This is a genomic window from Vibrio sp. Vb1127 (assembly GCF_033338735.1).
GTDB lineage: Bacteria > Pseudomonadota > Gammaproteobacteria > Enterobacterales > Vibrionaceae > Vibrio > Vibrio alginolyticus.
The window spans coordinates 1-14,632 of the sequence record NZ_JAWOTF010000018.1 but is presented as its reverse complement, the minus strand read 5'-3'; the positions used below and the strand labels follow the sequence as shown (position 1 = coordinate 14,632).

The following is a 14,632-nucleotide window of genomic DNA, read 5'->3' as shown; positions in this document are numbered from 1 at the left end:
GACATGCTAAATTCGAATGAGATGAACAAAACAGAGCCACTCTAAGTACATTGCAAAAAGTGCATTGGGTGAGCTCAAAAACTCCATGTATTGAGGGAAAAACCATGGTAGAAACTAACGACTATCAGATGGCTATTGATTTACTGCGTTGTCACCTAGGCATCTCAGAGGACGAGGCAAAGCAACAACTTGGTATTTCAACCGATCATCATATGTCTCAGCGTGTTGCAGAAACACAACAAGCATTGATGGGGCTCAGCCAAGATAAGTAATCTGACTTTTTAGGTTACACCAACAAGAAAGGGCTGCATTGCGCAGCCCTTTGGTTTTTTAGTCTTTTACCCTAAACACCATTAGTCAGTGTTTAGCAACGGCTCTACATTAATGTACTTGCCTAGCTCTTTACGTTTAGCACTTGGAATATATGGAATTTCCCCAAGCTTAGGTGCATCGATACGTGCTTCTAGCATCTCGATAATGTCAGCGTAGTGCTCTGTGCCTGGGTTGACGCGGTTTGCCACCCAGCCAACAAGATTCAAACCATCCGTTTTAATACTCTCCGCTGTGAGTAAAGCGTGGCTCAAACAGCCTAATTTAATGCCAACCACCAGTACAACAGGTAACTGCTCTTCTTTTACCCATGTAGATAAACAGTCCGTATCGGATACTGGCACACGCCAGCCTCCAGCACCTTCAACGAGAACAACATCGGCTTGCTGCTTATGTTGAGCCAGTTTTTGACTCAGAACATCGTAACTTATTTCGACATGTTCATGCTTCGCTGCAATGTGGGGAGAAGCAGGCAACTCTAAAGCGTATGGGTTCACATCATCATAGGCCACATCGAGTGTTGCGGCGTCTTGTAAGTGTAAAGCATCAGAGTTACGCCATCCGGCTTCAGTCTTGTCACTCCCTGCTGCCACTGGCTTATAACCAATAGTGTTTAGTCCTTTTGCGGCGATCGCTTGCAAAATGGCTTTAGACGCTACCGTCTTTCCAACATCAGTATCCGTACCAGCAATAAAAAAAGCATCAATCATAGATGTATTACTCCAAAACAAACCTGATAACTTGCAGGTAGAAGACCTTGATCGTTTTTAAACGCTTGGTACGCATGCTCAACTTTTAACAAAGTCTCGCGACTAGTTAAACCGTGTGAGCGCCCGCTTACGTGATTTGCACCTATACCTTTGAGGTCACGCATAACTGAAAATGCAGAGTCGTACCAAACTGTGATGGTGGTCAAGTCTAGTTGATGGCTGTCACATCGAGATTGCGCTAACGCAATTTTTACCTGATTGAGCGTTAGAAAGTTATTGACGTGTTGATATGCATCAATTTTTTCCCATGATGCACGCAGCTCATACAGTGATCCATCAACCAGTGTAGAGAACCACGCTTTCCCACCATTTTTTAGCACGCGGCGCACTTCTTTTAGTGGGTAACTTAAATCTGTACACCATTGCAGCGCTAAACTTGAAAACACGTAATCGAAGCTATCATCGTCAAATGGTAAGTTTTCAGCATCAGCAACTTGGTAGTGCATTCGTACTGCACCACAACGCTGCTCTGCTTTATCTAACATGGCTTGAGAGATATCGCCGCAGACTACTTCCGCACCGCGTTGTTGAAGTAGTTGGGAGAAATAACCCGTGCCACAACCTAAATCCAATACACGTTTTCCCGTCAAGTTTTCAGGAAGTTTATCAAGCAGCTGATGCCCGACATCACGTTGAAAAGCCGCATGTTTATCGTATGTTTCTGCTGCTTTACCAAACGAAGAGGCAATCGCGTCTTTATCTTGATGGAAACTCTCTAACGCGAGCGTTTGCGCTAATGCGGTAGTTGCATTATCCATTACAGCGCTCCTAATGCTTGCTTCAATGCCATTGAAAGCGTTTTAACTTGTTCGTTGGTGTGATTGGCAGTGAGTGTGATTCGAAGGCGAGACGTCCCTTTAGGCACCGTCGGTGGTCGAATAGCGGTAACCCAAATGCCGTTTTGGCGACAAGCGCTCGCAACCTGCAAAGCCAGTTCAGATTCACCAATCACAAACGGCTTAATCGAAGTCTGAGTCTCAACAAAGCCCTCCAGATCGCTGAGGCAGTCTCGATACACTTCACTAAGCTCTGAAAGCTTTTCACGTCGCCAAGACTGCTCTTGAACGATAGAAACCGCATGCGTTAGCGCATAGGCTTGTGCCGGAGGCATCGCTGTGGAATACACATGGTGACGAGCAAACTGAGTCAAAAAGTCTCCCGTTGCGTGGTCACATAAAATAGCCGCGCCAGACATACCAAACGCTTTGCCGAAAGTAACGATCAGTATCTCGGGTTTAACCGTTGCCAACTCGCAAGAACCACCACCGGATTGACCAAGAACGCCAATACCATGAGCGTCATCGACAGCAAACCAAGCATCATGACTGCGAGTGGCTTCAGCTATATCGCTGAGCGGCGCGCAGTCACCGTCCATGCTGAATACCCCTTCCGTCACAACTAGATGGTTGTCTTCGCTATTAATCAGCGACTTTAGGTGCTCGATGTCATTGTGTTTGAAGCGCTTCATCTTAGCTGGTGACAACGCCCCCGCTTCTATCAATGAAGCATGATTCAAACGGTCTTGGATCAATACGTCTGACTTTTCTAACAAGGTGAACAACAAGGCTTGATTAGCACTGAATCCAGAACCAAACAGAATTGCTCTGTCGTAGCCCAACCATTCAGTTAGTGCGGCTTCTAAATTGCTGTGTGCTGCACTAAAGCCAGTGACCATTGGCGATGCTCCACTGCCACTGCCGTATACGCTTAAACCTTGCTGCCACGCACGAACGAGCGCTTGATCATTGGCCAAGCCCAAATAATCATTACTTGAGAAATTAATGTAGCGCTTGCCTTCGTGCTCCAAAACGGACTGGTTACCGGCAAACACCACATTCATAGAACGATTCAACCCTTGCGTTTTACGCTTAGCAAGAGCGGACTCGATACGAGATTTAAACGCTGGCATCGTAGAAAAGGTCGTCTTTTGTCGGACGGGCAGCAACGCGCTCTACGACGCGATCGAGTAACTCGTTTTCTTCGATTTCATCAGGCTTTTGAGACACCTCTTGGCTGTTAATACCGAGCTTGTTGAACAGCATCATATCTTTGTCTTCAGAAGGGTTTGGCGTGGTCAGAAGCTTGCAGCCATAGAAAACGGAGTTTGCACCCGCCATAAAACACAGCGCTTGCATTTGTTCGTTCATGTTTTCACGGCCAGCGGATAAACGAACGGCTGACTGAGGCATCATGATTCGTGCAATCGCAATCAGGCGAATGAAATCGAAAGGCTCAACATCATCCACTTCTTCCAGTGGTGTCCCCTTTACCTTCACGAGCATGTTGATTGGAACGCTTTCAGGGTGTACCGGCAAGTTAGCCAATTCAACCAACAAACCTGCTCGGTCGTTAGCACTTTCACCCATGCCGATGATGCCACCAGAACAGATCTTCATGCCAGCATCACGAACGTGAGACAAAGTATCTAAACGATCTTGGTAAGTACGTGTGGTAATGATGTTGCCGTAGAACTCAGGTGAGGTATCTAGGTTGTGGTTGTAGTAATCAAGACCCGCGGTTGCCAATTGCTTTGCTTGATCTGGTGTCAACATGCCTAATGTCATACACGTTTCTAAACCCATGCCCTTCACGCCTTTGATCATGTCGGTCAAATGCGGCATGTCACGCTCTTTTGGATTTTTCCATGCTGCGCCCATACAGAATCGAGTAGAACCAGCATTTTTGGCTTTTTGCGCAGCATCGAGTACGCGTTCTACTTCCATCAGACGCTCTTTCTCGATGTCTGTGGTGTAACGAGCACTCTGAGGACAGTACTTACAATCTTCTGGACAAGCACCTGTCTTAATCGACAGAAGCGTGCTTACTTGAACATGGTTGGTTTGTTGATATTGACGATGTACAAGCTGCGCTTCGAATAGGAGATCCATGAATGGTTTTTCCATGAGATCGCGCACTTCAGCATGCGTCCAGTTATGACGAACTTCCACGTGTATTCCTTTAGTCACTTTTGTTGTTGTGTTGACAGTCTACTGAGTCTCGATAAACTGTCAACACAACGCAAAAGATCAAAGTTTACACCTGTCTGTTTTTTAACCTCAATTATTATTGGAATCGCACATGGATCTCGCCTTCGACCGCCAGCATATCTGGCATCCTTACACTTCGACATTGACACCTCTGACCTGCTACCCAGTGGCATCGGCAAATGGTGTTCATATTAAATTGGAAGACGGTACTGAGCTGGTCGATGGCATGTCTTCTTGGTGGTCGACGATCCACGGCTACAACCATCCGCATTTAAATCAAGCCGCTCACCAGCAAATCGATCAGGTCTCTCACGTGATGTTTGGCGGGATTACCCACCAGCCAGCAATCAGTTTGTGTAAGAAGCTATTGTCCCTTGCACCAAATAACCTTGAACATGTATTCCTTGCCGATTCAGGCTCCGTTGCCGTAGAAGTCAGCTTAAAAATGGCACTGCAATATTGGCATGCAAAAGGCGAACGCCGACCGAAGTTTCTTACTTTGCGACACGGTTATCACGGCGACACCTTTGCGGCTATGTCGGTTACCGATCCTGATAACTCAATGCACTCTCTTTACAAAGGCTTTTTGCCTGAGCATATCTTTGCGGAGTCAGCAACTTGTGGTTATTGGGATGAATGGAAGCCAGAGGACCTTACCGACTTCGAGCACAAGATTGAAACGCACCATGAAGAACTTGCTGCGGTGATCCTAGAACCTATTGTTCAAGGCGCAGGCGGCATGCGCATCTACCATCCAGAATTTCTCAAAGGCGTGCGTAGGCTTTGCGACAAATACGGCTTGTTATTGATTGCAGATGAGATCGCTACCGGATTTGGTCGTACCGGTAAGTTGTTTGCCTGCGAACATGCAGACATTCAACCAGACATTCTGTGTGTCGGGAAAGCACTCACTGGCGGCTACATGACCCTCTCTGCGACCCTGGCGAGCAAACACGTAGCAGACACCGTTTGTGGTGGTGATGCAGGCTGTTTTATGCACGGTCCAACCTTTATGGGGAATCCACTCGCCTGTGCTGTTGCCACCGCAAGTTTGGAATTGATTGAGCAAGGTAATTGGCAGCAACAAACCCAACAAATTGAAACGCTGTTTTCTGAGTTACTACCAAAACTTGAAGAATACGAGTTGGTGAAAAACACCCGTTGGCTAGGTGCCATTGGCGTAGTGGAGACGCATCGCCCTGTGAATATGGAAACCATCCAAGCCTTGTTTGTTGAACACGGAGTGTGGATTCGTCCATTTGGCAAACTGATTTATATGATGCCGCCGTTCATCAGCAAGCCAGAAGATATTGAGAAGCTAGTTAACGCGATTGATGCAGCGTTGCAACGTAAAGACTGCTTCGCTTCATAGTTCAATTCAATACGAAAACGGTTTGAGTATGAGACTCAAACCGTCTCGTTATTTATTAGAGCAGTAAAGCTATCGAAGTTGACTGTCTTTACTCGCTCGTCGATTGAACAATGCTTGGCGTTGAGATACCAATTCGATTGTTGACCGACATTCGATACACAAACGAACGCCTTTCATTGCAAGACGACGCGCTTCTGGAATCTCATCACCACACTCATCGCAGTAATGGGCGCTCTCACCCTTTGTGATACTGCCACGAACACGGGAAATCTCGTCGTCTATTGTGTTTTGAATTTGTTGGCTGACGCTATCGTCATTGGCCCACCCTACGACCATAAGCCCTCCTCGTTACTTGAATGAGAAAATCTACTTACCGTGGTAAGGTGGATGATTATATCGATTACAAATAACAAGATAATTAGGGTAAATTCGAAAACACTATTGCAGCTTAGTAATAATCAATTTTCACTCGACGCAGATAACAAAAAACCCAGCACTAAGGCTGGGTTTTGGTGTTCTAGTGGTTAATGAATTAACCGATGTGCGTTGCGCCCGCCATGTACTTCTGAAGTACTGTAGGGATTGCAATACGGCCGTCTGCTTCTTGGTTGTTTTCTAGGATAGCAACCATTGTACGACCTACAGCTAGACCAGAACCGTTTAGCGTGTGTACAAGCTCAGGTTTCTTCTCGCCTTTACGACGGAAACGCGCTTGCATACGACGAGCTTGGAAGTCCCACATGTTAGAACATGAAGAGATTTCACGGTAAGTTTCTTGAGCAGGAACCCAAACTTCTAGGTCGTAAGTCTTACGAGCGCCGAAGCCCATGTCACCTGTACATAGAACCACTTTACGGTAAGGAAGCTCAAGAAGTTGTAGAACTTTCTCAGCGTGACCTGTTAGCTCTTCTAGTGCGTTCATTGAATCTTCTGGCTTAGTGATTTGTACTAGCTCAACTTTGTCGAACTGGTGCATACGAATCAAACCACGAGTATCACGACCGTAAGAACCTGCTTCTGAACGGAAACATGGCGTGTGAGCTGTCATCTTAATTGGTAGATCCGCTTCGTCAGAAATCGTGTCACGAACTAGGTTCGTTACAGGTACTTCTGCAGTAGGGATTAGAGACAGTTTACGTGGCTCTTCGTCGTTTACTTTTTCTACTAGCGGCTCAGTGTGGAAAAGATCTTTACCAAACTTAGGAAGCTGACCAGTACCGAATAGGCTGTCAGAGTTTACTAGGTAAGGTACGTACATTTCTGTGTAGCCGTGCTCTTCAGTGTGAAGATCCAACATGAACTGAGCGATTGCACGGTGTAGACGAGCAAATTGGCCTTTCATCACGATGAAACGTGCGCCAGTGATCTTAACTGCACTTGCGAAGTCTAGACCGTCGCCCATTTCGCCTAGGTCAACGTGATCTTTCAGTTCGAAGTCGTAAGACTTTGGCTCACCCCAACGAGAGATTTCAACGTTGTCGTTTTCATCTTTGCCATCTGGCACTTCATCTGCTGGGATGTTTGGTACAGAAAGCGTGAATTCGTCTAGTTGAGCCATTACTTGCTCAAGTTCAACTTTCTTCGCATCAAGATCGCTACCTAGCGTACCGATTTGTTTCTTGATCTCTTCTGCGCCTTCTTTGTCGCCAGCCGCCATTTTTTGGCCGATTTGCTTGGAGATGGAGTTACGCGTGGATTGTAAATTTTCTACTTCTACTTGAATGGACTTACGTTGTTCTTCAAGTTTACGAATAGTATCTACGTCTAGCTTAAAGCCACGACGCGCCAGTTTAGCAGCTGTTTCATCCAGCTCTGTACGAAGTAATTTAGAATCCAGCATTGTTAATCCTATGCTTTTTGTTGTGAAATCACGCGCACTTTCCAAGCGTACGCGTTAAAAAAATTTACTGAACAAATGTATCCAAAAACGCCTACTTTTCATAGCGCTTTTGTGGGCTATTTGCGTCTAAAGTAGCCAAGTAATCTAACTTTTCGCCGATTTTGGTCTCTAGACCACGATTTGTCGGCTGATAGTACCTACGATCGTCCATTTCAGGCGGCAAATATTGCTCACCGGCTGCGTAAGCACCAGGCTCATCGTGAGCATAACGATATTCAGCCCCAAAACCCATGTCTTTCATCAAACTGGTTGGCGCATTTCGAAGGTGATGCGGCACTTCATATTCAGGTAAGTTATGAGCGTCCGTTAGCGCTTGTTTCCAAGCAACGTAAACGGCATTACTCTTTGGAGCGCACGCGAGATAAACAATAGCTTGAGCAATCGCACGTTCACCTTCTGCTGGACCAACGCGCGTAAAACAGTCCCACGCGGAGAGTGCCACTTGCATGGCTCTAGGGTCCGCATTGCCGACATCTTCCGATGCTATCGCAAGTAATCGACGGGCAATGTAAAGAGGATCACATCCCGCTGCAATCATACGTGCAGCCCAGTAAAGCGCAGCGTCCGGGTTTGAACCACGAATGGATTTGTGGACCGCAGAGATTAAGTCGTACCAGATATCACCTTTGTTATCGAAGCGAGAGACTTTCTCCCCTGCCACTTCAGCCAGCAACTTAAGCGTGATCTCTTTTTCACCTTGCGCATTGTCTTCTGCCATGTCGTAGAGCAGCTCAAGATAATTGAGAGACATGCGAGCATCACCGTTTACCAGTTCTGCTAGGCGGTCTAATACGTTATCAGCGAAGTGTGCAGGTGTATTGCCCAAGCCACGCTCTTTGTCACTGATCGCTTGGTTCAGCGCCAGTGAGATTTCATCTTTATCGAGAGACGTTAGCTTGTAGACACGTGCACGTGACAGCAATGCGTTGTTTAACTCAAACGATGGGTTTTCTGTCGTCGCACCAATAAAGGTAACCGTGCCATCTTCGATATGCGGTAAAAACGCGTCTTGTTGAGATTTGTTGAAGCGATGCACCTCATCCACAAATAAGATGGTGCGGCGACCCGCCATTTTGTTCTCACGTGCTTTCTCGATTGCAGCACGGATTTCTTTCACACCAGACGTTACGGCAGACACACGCTCTACTTCAGCATTGGCGTAGTTTGCAGCCACTTCCGCTAATGTCGTTTTGCCTGTGCCTGGTGGTCCCCAAAGGATCATAGAGTGAATGTGACCCGCCTCTAGCGCACGGCGCAGTGGCTTACCAGGGCCTAAAATGTGCTGCTGTCCAATGTATTGCTCGATTGTTTCCGGTCTCATACGAGCAGCAAGGGGACGAAAATCTTCGTCCCCCGAGAAATCTAATGTGTAATTACTCACTACCAATTAATTCCTTTGGTCATCCACATCCACACCTTTTGGAATTGTGAATGTGAATCTGTCTGCTTTTGGTTTACCCAGCTTCACGTTGTTAAAGGTGAACAAACCTTTTTGACCGTCTTGCTCAACCACGTTGAAGCCTTTCACGACACCTTTGGCATCAACATTAATCTGGAATTGACCTTGTGTGGAGTCTACTGCGGTAGGAATGAGAGTGAACTGGTCACCTTTTTGAGATATTTTGTAGTTATTCCAATCACTTGCTCGGTTACGCGTTAGCAAAACAAATGGCGTTTGCTCTGTTGCTTGCTCTTGCCAGTAGATGCTCACTTGCTCGATGAATGGGCTGTAGTACCACAATGTCTTACCGTCAGAGACCAATAGGTTCTCATCAGGGAATGTTGTACTCCAACGGAACAGGCTTGGGCGAGCGATTTCAACCGTACCTTCTCCTTCCATAACCGTTTCGCCTTCAGGGCTGATAACCTGCTGAGAGAAATCCGCACTAAAGCCATCATTCATAGAAAGGCGTTTGTTTAATTCATCTTTAGGAGATGCTGCGTGTGCAGTAGAAAAGAGGGAAAAGCTTAAAACAAGCGCAGAGAAAAGTTTCGCTGAAAATAGTTTTTTCATTCAGATACCTATTATTAGAACCACTCACCTCAGTTGGACTGAGGTGAGTAACACAAGTTCATTAATCTTTTGGTGGCGCAGGTGCCAGTACTTCACGGTTACCGTTATGACCCGGAGCACTTACGATGCCCTGCGCTTCAAGCTGCTCTACAATACGGGCGGCACGGTTGTAACCTATCTTAAATCGGCGCTGAACACCGGAAACCGAACCTCGACGTGATTGAACCACGTGCTCAACAACTTGATCGAAGAGCGGGTCTACATCTTCATCCGCTTCCATTTGCTCACCTGGCAATAGACTTTCTGGAGTTTGATCTCCACTGATGATCTCTTCAATGTAGTTCGGTTTACCACGCGCTTTCCAGTTGTTTACAACAGCATGAACATCATCATCTGATGCAAATGCACCGTGAACACGAGTTGTATGACTTGATCCCGGCGGTAGATACAACATATCACCCATACCAAGTAGTGATTCTGCGCCGCCTTGATCTAGGATTGTACGAGAGTCCGTTTTAGTCGATACCGTAAACGCAACACGAGTTGGAATGTTCGCTTTAATTAGACCGGTAATAACATCAACCGATGGACGCTGAGTCGCAAGAATTAAGTGAATACCTGCCGCGCGCGCTTTTTGCGCCAAGCGAGCAATCAGTTCTTCAACTTTCTTACCTACCACCATCATCAGGTCAGCAAATTCGTCAACAACAACGACGATGTAAGGCAGCTTTTCTAGCAATGGCGGTTCAGTATCCATGCTGTCGCCTTCCTGCCAGAACGGGTCATGGATTGGGTGGCCCGCTTCTGCTGCCATCTTCAGTTTTTCGTTGAAGCCCTTCACATTACGTACACCTAATGCCGACATCAATTTGTAACGACGTTCCATCTCGCCCACACACCAACGTAGAGCGTTTGATGCGTCTTTCATATCAGTCACAACTTCAGAAAGAAGATGAGGGATACCTTCATAAATAGAAAGCTCTAGCATTTTCGGGTCAATCATGATGAAGCGTACATCTTCTGGACCTGCTTTATACAGCATGCTCAAAATCATCACGTTCACACCCACCGACTTACCAGAACCTGTTGTACCTGCTACTAGCACGTGAGGCATCTTCGCAAGATCGGCCACCACAGCTTCACCCGCAATGTCTTGACCTAACACAACCGTTGTTGGTGACGTTGCTTGCTCAAACTGAGGGCTACTGATGACATCAGATAAATAGACCGTCTGACGACTCATGTTTGGCAGTTCCAAACCGATGTAAGGCTTGCCAGGGATTACTTCCACGACACGTACCGCCATCGCAGACAATGCACGCGCTAAGTCAGTTGAAAGACCAGAAATACGACTTACTTTCACCCCCGGCGCCAAATCAAGCTCAAAACGAGTGATCACTGGACCAGGATAAATACCAACCACATCGGCTTTGATTTTGTAGTCAGCGAGTTTGCTCTCTACCAATCGAGCGACCTGCTCTAACGCATCACGGTCGATAAAGTTTTCACGTTTTTCTGGATGATAAAGCAACTCGAGCGTTGGGAGTGGCTCTTCCGGAACTGGCAAGTTTTCTTCTTTCTGTACCAAAAATGGGTTCTGTGTTGCAGCGACTTTGGCTTGCGCATTGGAAACCATATCTTGGAATGCGGTAACGTCTTGGTCGTTGTCTTGGACCTCTTCTACCTCCACTTTTTGAGGTGCAGGTTCAAATGTTGTTGAAGGTGTTGCAACTTGCTGATGAGGCGTTGTTGGCTGTGCTTGCTGTGCAGGCTGAGACTCCACTTCGTCTTCATCATCTAACACATCAAAGTCAGAGATCGTAGGCTCAATATGTTGGCTCGATTCCGTTTGCGCCGTGATGCTATCTAATACAGCAGAATCAATTGCAGGCTCTTCATGTACAGGATGCTCAATACTTGGCTGCTGTACTTGCTCTGCTTCAAATTGTTCGTACTCCGCATAATCTGGTTCAACACTGATCGGTTCTTCTGTAGCTGTATGTTGCTCGACATAGGAAGAATAAGTGTCTGCAAATGATGGGGCAGCCTGTTCTTCAGTTCCCCAGTCATCTGCTTGTTGCGCCGCTGCTTCAAGCTCTTCTATCGTAACATTCAGTTGCTTGGTGCGTTCCAAGAGCGGATCAACGTTATCAGTGTTAACCGTATGGATAGGTTGTATTTGAGGCTCAAGTTCAGAATAAACTGGCGCAGCATTAACCGTAGCCTTGCGTTGTGGTGGCGTCGGTTCTACCATCGCCTGTTCCGCAAGCTTATCAGGTTTCGCTTGCGGCATATAAATAGGATACTCATGCGCTGGCGCCGACTCTTTCGGTTCATCGACATCGTACGCCGTTAAATGAGGAAGCGGCTCATCATCAATTTCATGGTCTACATTATGTTTAGGCGTAGAGACTTTATCTTCTACAAACTCATCAAGCTGAGGTTCTAAAACTTCCTGCTCTGAACCTCTTGCCTTATTTGCAAGCGCGGCAATTAGTGCTAATGCACGATCACCAAGCCATTCCACGATGTTAAGCCATGAGATGCCAGTAAAGAGCGTAAAGCCCGCTCCCCACAAGAATAGCAGTACCAATGTGGTACCGAGTACATTCAATGTAGGTAAAGCGAGGCTAGACAACACATCCCCGACCACACCTCCGGATGAAAAATACCAAATGTCATCAAAATTAATATCGGCAAGACCGCAACTGGTCATAATAAGGACGACAAGACCGAGCAGCCTTGTACCCCATAGCATGAAATCAATTGGCTCATCTTCTCCTCGTTTACGGCAAATCACCCATGCAGCCGCCGCTAGCAAGAAAGGGATTGGGTAAGCGAGAGAGCCAAATGTGAAGAATAGAGTATCGGCTAGCCAAGCGCCGAAAAGGCCACCAGCATTATCGATATCCCCTCCCCATGCGGTTTGGGACCAAGAAGGATCGGCCGGACTGAAGGTAAATAGTGCAACCGCAAGCAATACCGAGCTAAGAACGCCAACGATAAAGCAGCACTCTTTTAAGCGTTGGAAGCCATTTAAGCGTGAAGACTGGGGCTCTTCACTGGTTTTGATAATGGTTTCGACTTTCTTTGCGTTCTCTTTGAACATAAATCAACTTGAATATGGAAATGAAATAGGAAATTGCAAAACATTCCGAGCGGCATCAAGCCGCTCGGTAAATTGATTTAACCATATCAAGGAGAAAAACCCAATTACTCTCTGGCGAAAGCGGAAGCATATACCGCTTTCTTTGCAAGAAATTAACGAGTTTTGATCACAAGCTGGTTAGATTGTTTCACTTCTTCCATAACAACGTATGTGCGAGTGTCATTTACGCCAGGTAGACGTAGTAACGTATCGCCCAATAGTCGGCGGTAAGCACCCATATCTGATACACGGGTTTTAAGAAGATAGTCAAAGTCACCTGAAACAAGATGACACTCTTGTATGTCGTCTAGCTTTTGAACAGCTGAGTTAAACTGCTCAAACACATCCGGCGCACCACGGTTTAGCGTAATCTCAACGAATACTAATAGTGATGCATCCAGGAACTGCGGATTCAATAATGCAGTATACCCTGTGATATAACCCTGACGCTCTAAGCGACGCACACGCTCCAAACATGGCGTTGGAGAAAGTCCCACACGTTTTGAAAGCTCAACGTTTGAAATACGACCGTCTTTCTGCAGCTCATTAAGAATGTTGCGGTCGATACGGTCTAGTTCCTTGGACGGCTTTTTATAGTTGTCTGCCATTTTTTATTCCACCTTATTACTTCCTTGCAAAAAAATATACTACAACTTTTTAATATTTGGTGCCAAATTTTACAAATCTATAACTATACTAGTTATTAATTCGACAATAACACCCTACTAACAGTTAATACAACCATTATAGAAAGAGGATACAGGATGATCATTGGCGTACCTAAGGAAATCAAGAATCACGAATATCGTGTTGGTATGATCCCAGCTAGCGTGAGAGAACTCATCTCACATGGTCACCAAGTTTTAGTTGAGACCAATGCAGGTGCCGGCATTGGTTTTTCAGACGATGATTACATCGCTGTCGGCGCATCCATTCTCCCTCATGCTGCTGACGTATTTGCGCAAGCAGACATGATTGTAAAAGTAAAAGAACCCCAAGCAGTAGAGAGAGCAATGCTCCGCGAAGGGCAAATTTTATTTACTTATTTACACCTAGCACCAGATTTTCCACAAACTGATGAGCTAATCAAGAGCAAAGCTGTCTGTATAGCCTATGAGACTGTAACAGATAATATGGGTCGTTTGCCACTGTTAGCACCAATGTCAGAAGTGGCAGGTCGGATGTCTATCCAAGCTGGTGCGCAAACGTTGGAAAAATCGCATGGCGGTCGTGGTCTACTCCTAGGCGGCGTACCTGGTGTTGAACCTGCAAAAGTCGTTATCGTTGGTGGTGGCGTTGTTGGTGCAAACGCCGCTCGTATGGCGGTTGGCCTTCGCGCTGACGTCACTATTCTAGACCGTAACGTAGACACACTTCGTAAGCTTGACGAAGAATTCCAAGGTCGCGCAAAAGTGGTTTATTCTACTGAAGACGCTATCGAGAAGCATGTTCTAGAAGCGGACCTTGTTATCGGTGCCGTTCTAATTCCTGGCGCAGCAGCACCTAAACTGGTCACTAAAGAGCATATTGCTAAGATGAAGCCTGGTGCGGCAGTGGTTGACGTGGCAATTGACCAAGGCGGTTGTTTCGAAACTTCACACGCGACAACTCACGCAGATCCAACTTACATCGTTGATGAAGTGGTTCACTACTGTGTAGCAAATATGCCTGGCGCAGTTGCTCGCACTTCAACATTTGCACTCAACAACGCTACACTTCCATACATCGTGAAGTTAGCAAATAAAGGCTACCGCGAAGCACTTCTAGAAGATAAAGGCTTCCTTGAAGGTCTAAACGTTATTCACGGAAAAGTAACGTGTAAAGAAGTAGCAGAAAGCTTTGACTTGGAATACGTTGAACCAACTCAAGCTATTGCTATGTTCAATTAATGACAAAATAAAACATAACTTGTCACGTTTTGTTTACAAAAGCCCACACTGAAGTGGGCTTTTTCATATAGAGTATTTGGCTATAAAGAATAACTAAATCTTATATGCACAAATTAAAATATTTCTAGGCGTGACCGATTTAGGGCAAAACTCTGACAATCTAACACGGTAACCACGTTCTTCAAGATAAAGCACTTTGTCTAATGCGAGCCAGATCTCCAA

13 protein-coding genes and 1 pseudogene are annotated in these 14,632 nt (G+C 46.1%); 3 read left to right on the top strand and 11 right to left on the bottom strand.

What is annotated here, in order from left to right; translation table 11 throughout:
• Positions 1 to 104 precede the first annotated feature (104 nt).
• A complete protein-coding gene (locus R7H07_RS18905; RefSeq protein WP_005378215.1) occupies positions 105 to 272 on the top strand; it encodes a hypothetical protein in 168 nt (55 codons plus the stop codon).
• 81 nt (positions 273 to 353) lie between these two features.
• Here the strand turns inward: R7H07_RS18905 and bioD are convergent, their stop codons facing one another.
• The 4 genes from bioD to bioB are packed head-to-tail and all read right to left on the bottom strand — an operon-like array spanning position 354 to position 4,048.
• Positions 354 to 1,040: a dethiobiotin synthase gene (bioD, locus tag R7H07_RS18900; RefSeq protein ID WP_054577962.1), complete on the bottom strand. Its 687-nt coding sequence runs from the start codon at positions 1,038 to 1,040 to the stop codon at positions 354 to 356.
• Positions 1,037 to 1,858 carry a malonyl-ACP O-methyltransferase BioC gene (gene bioC / locus R7H07_RS18895; RefSeq protein ID WP_005388087.1) on the bottom strand — a complete coding sequence of 274 codons (822 nt, stop codon included), beginning with the start codon at positions 1,856 to 1,858 and terminating at the stop codon, positions 1,037 to 1,039. The genes bioD and bioC overlap by 4 nt, the downstream gene beginning before the upstream one ends.
• On the bottom strand, positions 1,858 to 3,009 hold the full coding sequence (bioF, locus tag R7H07_RS18890) for an 8-amino-7-oxononanoate synthase (protein WP_191115705.1): 1,152 nt from the start codon (positions 3,007 to 3,009) through the stop codon (positions 1,858 to 1,860). Before bioF ends, bioC begins: the two co-directional genes overlap by 1 nt.
• Complete coding sequence (gene bioB / locus R7H07_RS18885; protein WP_005378222.1) at positions 2,996 to 4,048, bottom strand: biotin synthase BioB; 1,053 nt, start codon at positions 4,046 to 4,048, stop codon at positions 2,996 to 2,998. Before bioB ends, bioF begins: the two co-directional genes overlap by 14 nt.
• A 130-nt stretch (positions 4,049 to 4,178) precedes the next feature.
• Here bioB and bioA point away from each other — a divergent pair, with 130 nt between their 5' ends.
• Positions 4,179 to 5,459 (top strand): adenosylmethionine--8-amino-7-oxononanoate transaminase, encoded by a 1,281-nt coding sequence (gene bioA, locus R7H07_RS18880; protein ID WP_017821705.1) that lies wholly within the window; start codon positions 4,179 to 4,181, stop codon positions 5,457 to 5,459.
• A gap of 69 nt (positions 5,460 to 5,528) precedes the next feature.
• Here bioA and R7H07_RS18875 read toward each other — a convergent pair whose 3' ends face one another.
• From R7H07_RS18875 to lrp, 6 genes are all read right to left on the bottom strand, one after another.
• The gene (locus R7H07_RS18875) at positions 5,529 to 5,795 is read right to left on the bottom strand and encodes a DksA/TraR family C4-type zinc finger protein (RefSeq protein WP_053307454.1); all 267 of its coding nucleotides are present in this window, start codon (positions 5,793 to 5,795) and stop codon (positions 5,529 to 5,531) included.
• 196 nt (positions 5,796 to 5,991) lie between these two features.
• Complete coding sequence (gene serS, locus R7H07_RS18870; RefSeq protein WP_005437179.1) at positions 5,992 to 7,299, bottom strand: serine--tRNA ligase; 1,308 nt, start codon at positions 7,297 to 7,299, stop codon at positions 5,992 to 5,994.
• 91 nt (positions 7,300 to 7,390) lie between these two features.
• A complete protein-coding gene (locus tag R7H07_RS18865; protein ID WP_242539574.1) occupies positions 7,391 to 8,746 on the bottom strand; it encodes a replication-associated recombination protein A in 1,356 nt (451 codons plus the stop codon).
• The gene (lolA, locus tag R7H07_RS18860; RefSeq protein WP_206959094.1) at positions 8,747 to 9,373 is read right to left on the bottom strand and encodes an outer membrane lipoprotein chaperone LolA; all 627 of its coding nucleotides are present in this window, start codon (positions 9,371 to 9,373) and stop codon (positions 8,747 to 8,749) included.
• 61 nt (positions 9,374 to 9,434) lie between these two features.
• On the bottom strand, positions 9,435 to 12,482 hold the full coding sequence (locus R7H07_RS18855; RefSeq protein WP_053307455.1) for a DNA translocase FtsK 4TM domain-containing protein: 3,048 nt from the start codon (positions 12,480 to 12,482) through the stop codon (positions 9,435 to 9,437).
• A 152-nt stretch (positions 12,483 to 12,634) separates the two neighbouring features.
• The gene (lrp, locus tag R7H07_RS18850) at positions 12,635 to 13,129 is read right to left on the bottom strand and encodes a leucine-responsive transcriptional regulator Lrp (RefSeq protein ID WP_005378234.1); all 495 of its coding nucleotides are present in this window, start codon (positions 13,127 to 13,129) and stop codon (positions 12,635 to 12,637) included.
• A gap of 156 nt (positions 13,130 to 13,285) precedes the next feature.
• Here lrp and ald point away from each other — a divergent pair, with 156 nt between their 5' ends.
• Positions 13,286 to 14,410 carry an alanine dehydrogenase gene (ald, locus tag R7H07_RS18845; protein WP_005378241.1) on the top strand — a complete coding sequence of 375 codons (1,125 nt, stop codon included), beginning with the start codon at positions 13,286 to 13,288 and terminating at the stop codon, positions 14,408 to 14,410.
• 93 nt (positions 14,411 to 14,503) lie between these two features.
• On the opposite strand, the pseudogene R7H07_RS18840 reads toward ald, so the two are convergent.
• A pseudogene (locus R7H07_RS18840) lies at positions 14,504 to 14,632 on the bottom strand (SAM-dependent methyltransferase); the annotation flags it as partial.

What these genes read in the sequence shown, in the direction of transcription:
- R7H07_RS18905 (WP_005378215.1), top strand. Translation starts at nt 105, where the DNA reads ATGGTAGAAACTAACGACTATCAGATGGCTATTGATTTACTGCGTTGT.
- bioD (WP_054577962.1), bottom strand. Translation starts at nt 1,040, where the DNA reads ATGATTGATGCTTTTTTTATTGCTGGTACGGATACTGATGTTGGAAAG.
- bioC (WP_005388087.1), bottom strand. Translation starts at nt 1,858, where the DNA reads ATGGATAATGCAACTACCGCATTAGCGCAAACGCTCGCGTTAGAGAGT.
- bioF (WP_191115705.1), bottom strand. Translation starts at nt 3,009, where the DNA reads ATGCCAGCGTTTAAATCTCGTATCGAGTCCGCTCTTGCTAAGCGTAAA.
- bioA (WP_017821705.1), top strand. Translation starts at nt 4,179, where the DNA reads ATGGATCTCGCCTTCGACCGCCAGCATATCTGGCATCCTTACACTTCG.
- R7H07_RS18875 (WP_053307454.1), bottom strand. Translation starts at nt 5,795, where the DNA reads ATGGTCGTAGGGTGGGCCAATGACGATAGCGTCAGCCAACAAATTCAA.
- serS (WP_005437179.1), bottom strand. Translation starts at nt 7,299, where the DNA reads ATGCTGGATTCTAAATTACTTCGTACAGAGCTGGATGAAACAGCTGCT.
- lolA (WP_206959094.1), bottom strand. Translation starts at nt 9,373, where the DNA reads ATGAAAAAACTATTTTCAGCGAAACTTTTCTCTGCGCTTGTTTTAAGC.
- R7H07_RS18855 (WP_053307455.1), bottom strand. Translation starts at nt 12,482, where the DNA reads ATGTTCAAAGAGAACGCAAAGAAAGTCGAAACCATTATCAAAACCAGT.
- lrp (WP_005378234.1), bottom strand. Translation starts at nt 13,129, where the DNA reads ATGGCAGACAACTATAAAAAGCCGTCCAAGGAACTAGACCGTATCGAC.
- ald (WP_005378241.1), top strand. Translation starts at nt 13,286, where the DNA reads ATGATCATTGGCGTACCTAAGGAAATCAAGAATCACGAATATCGTGTT.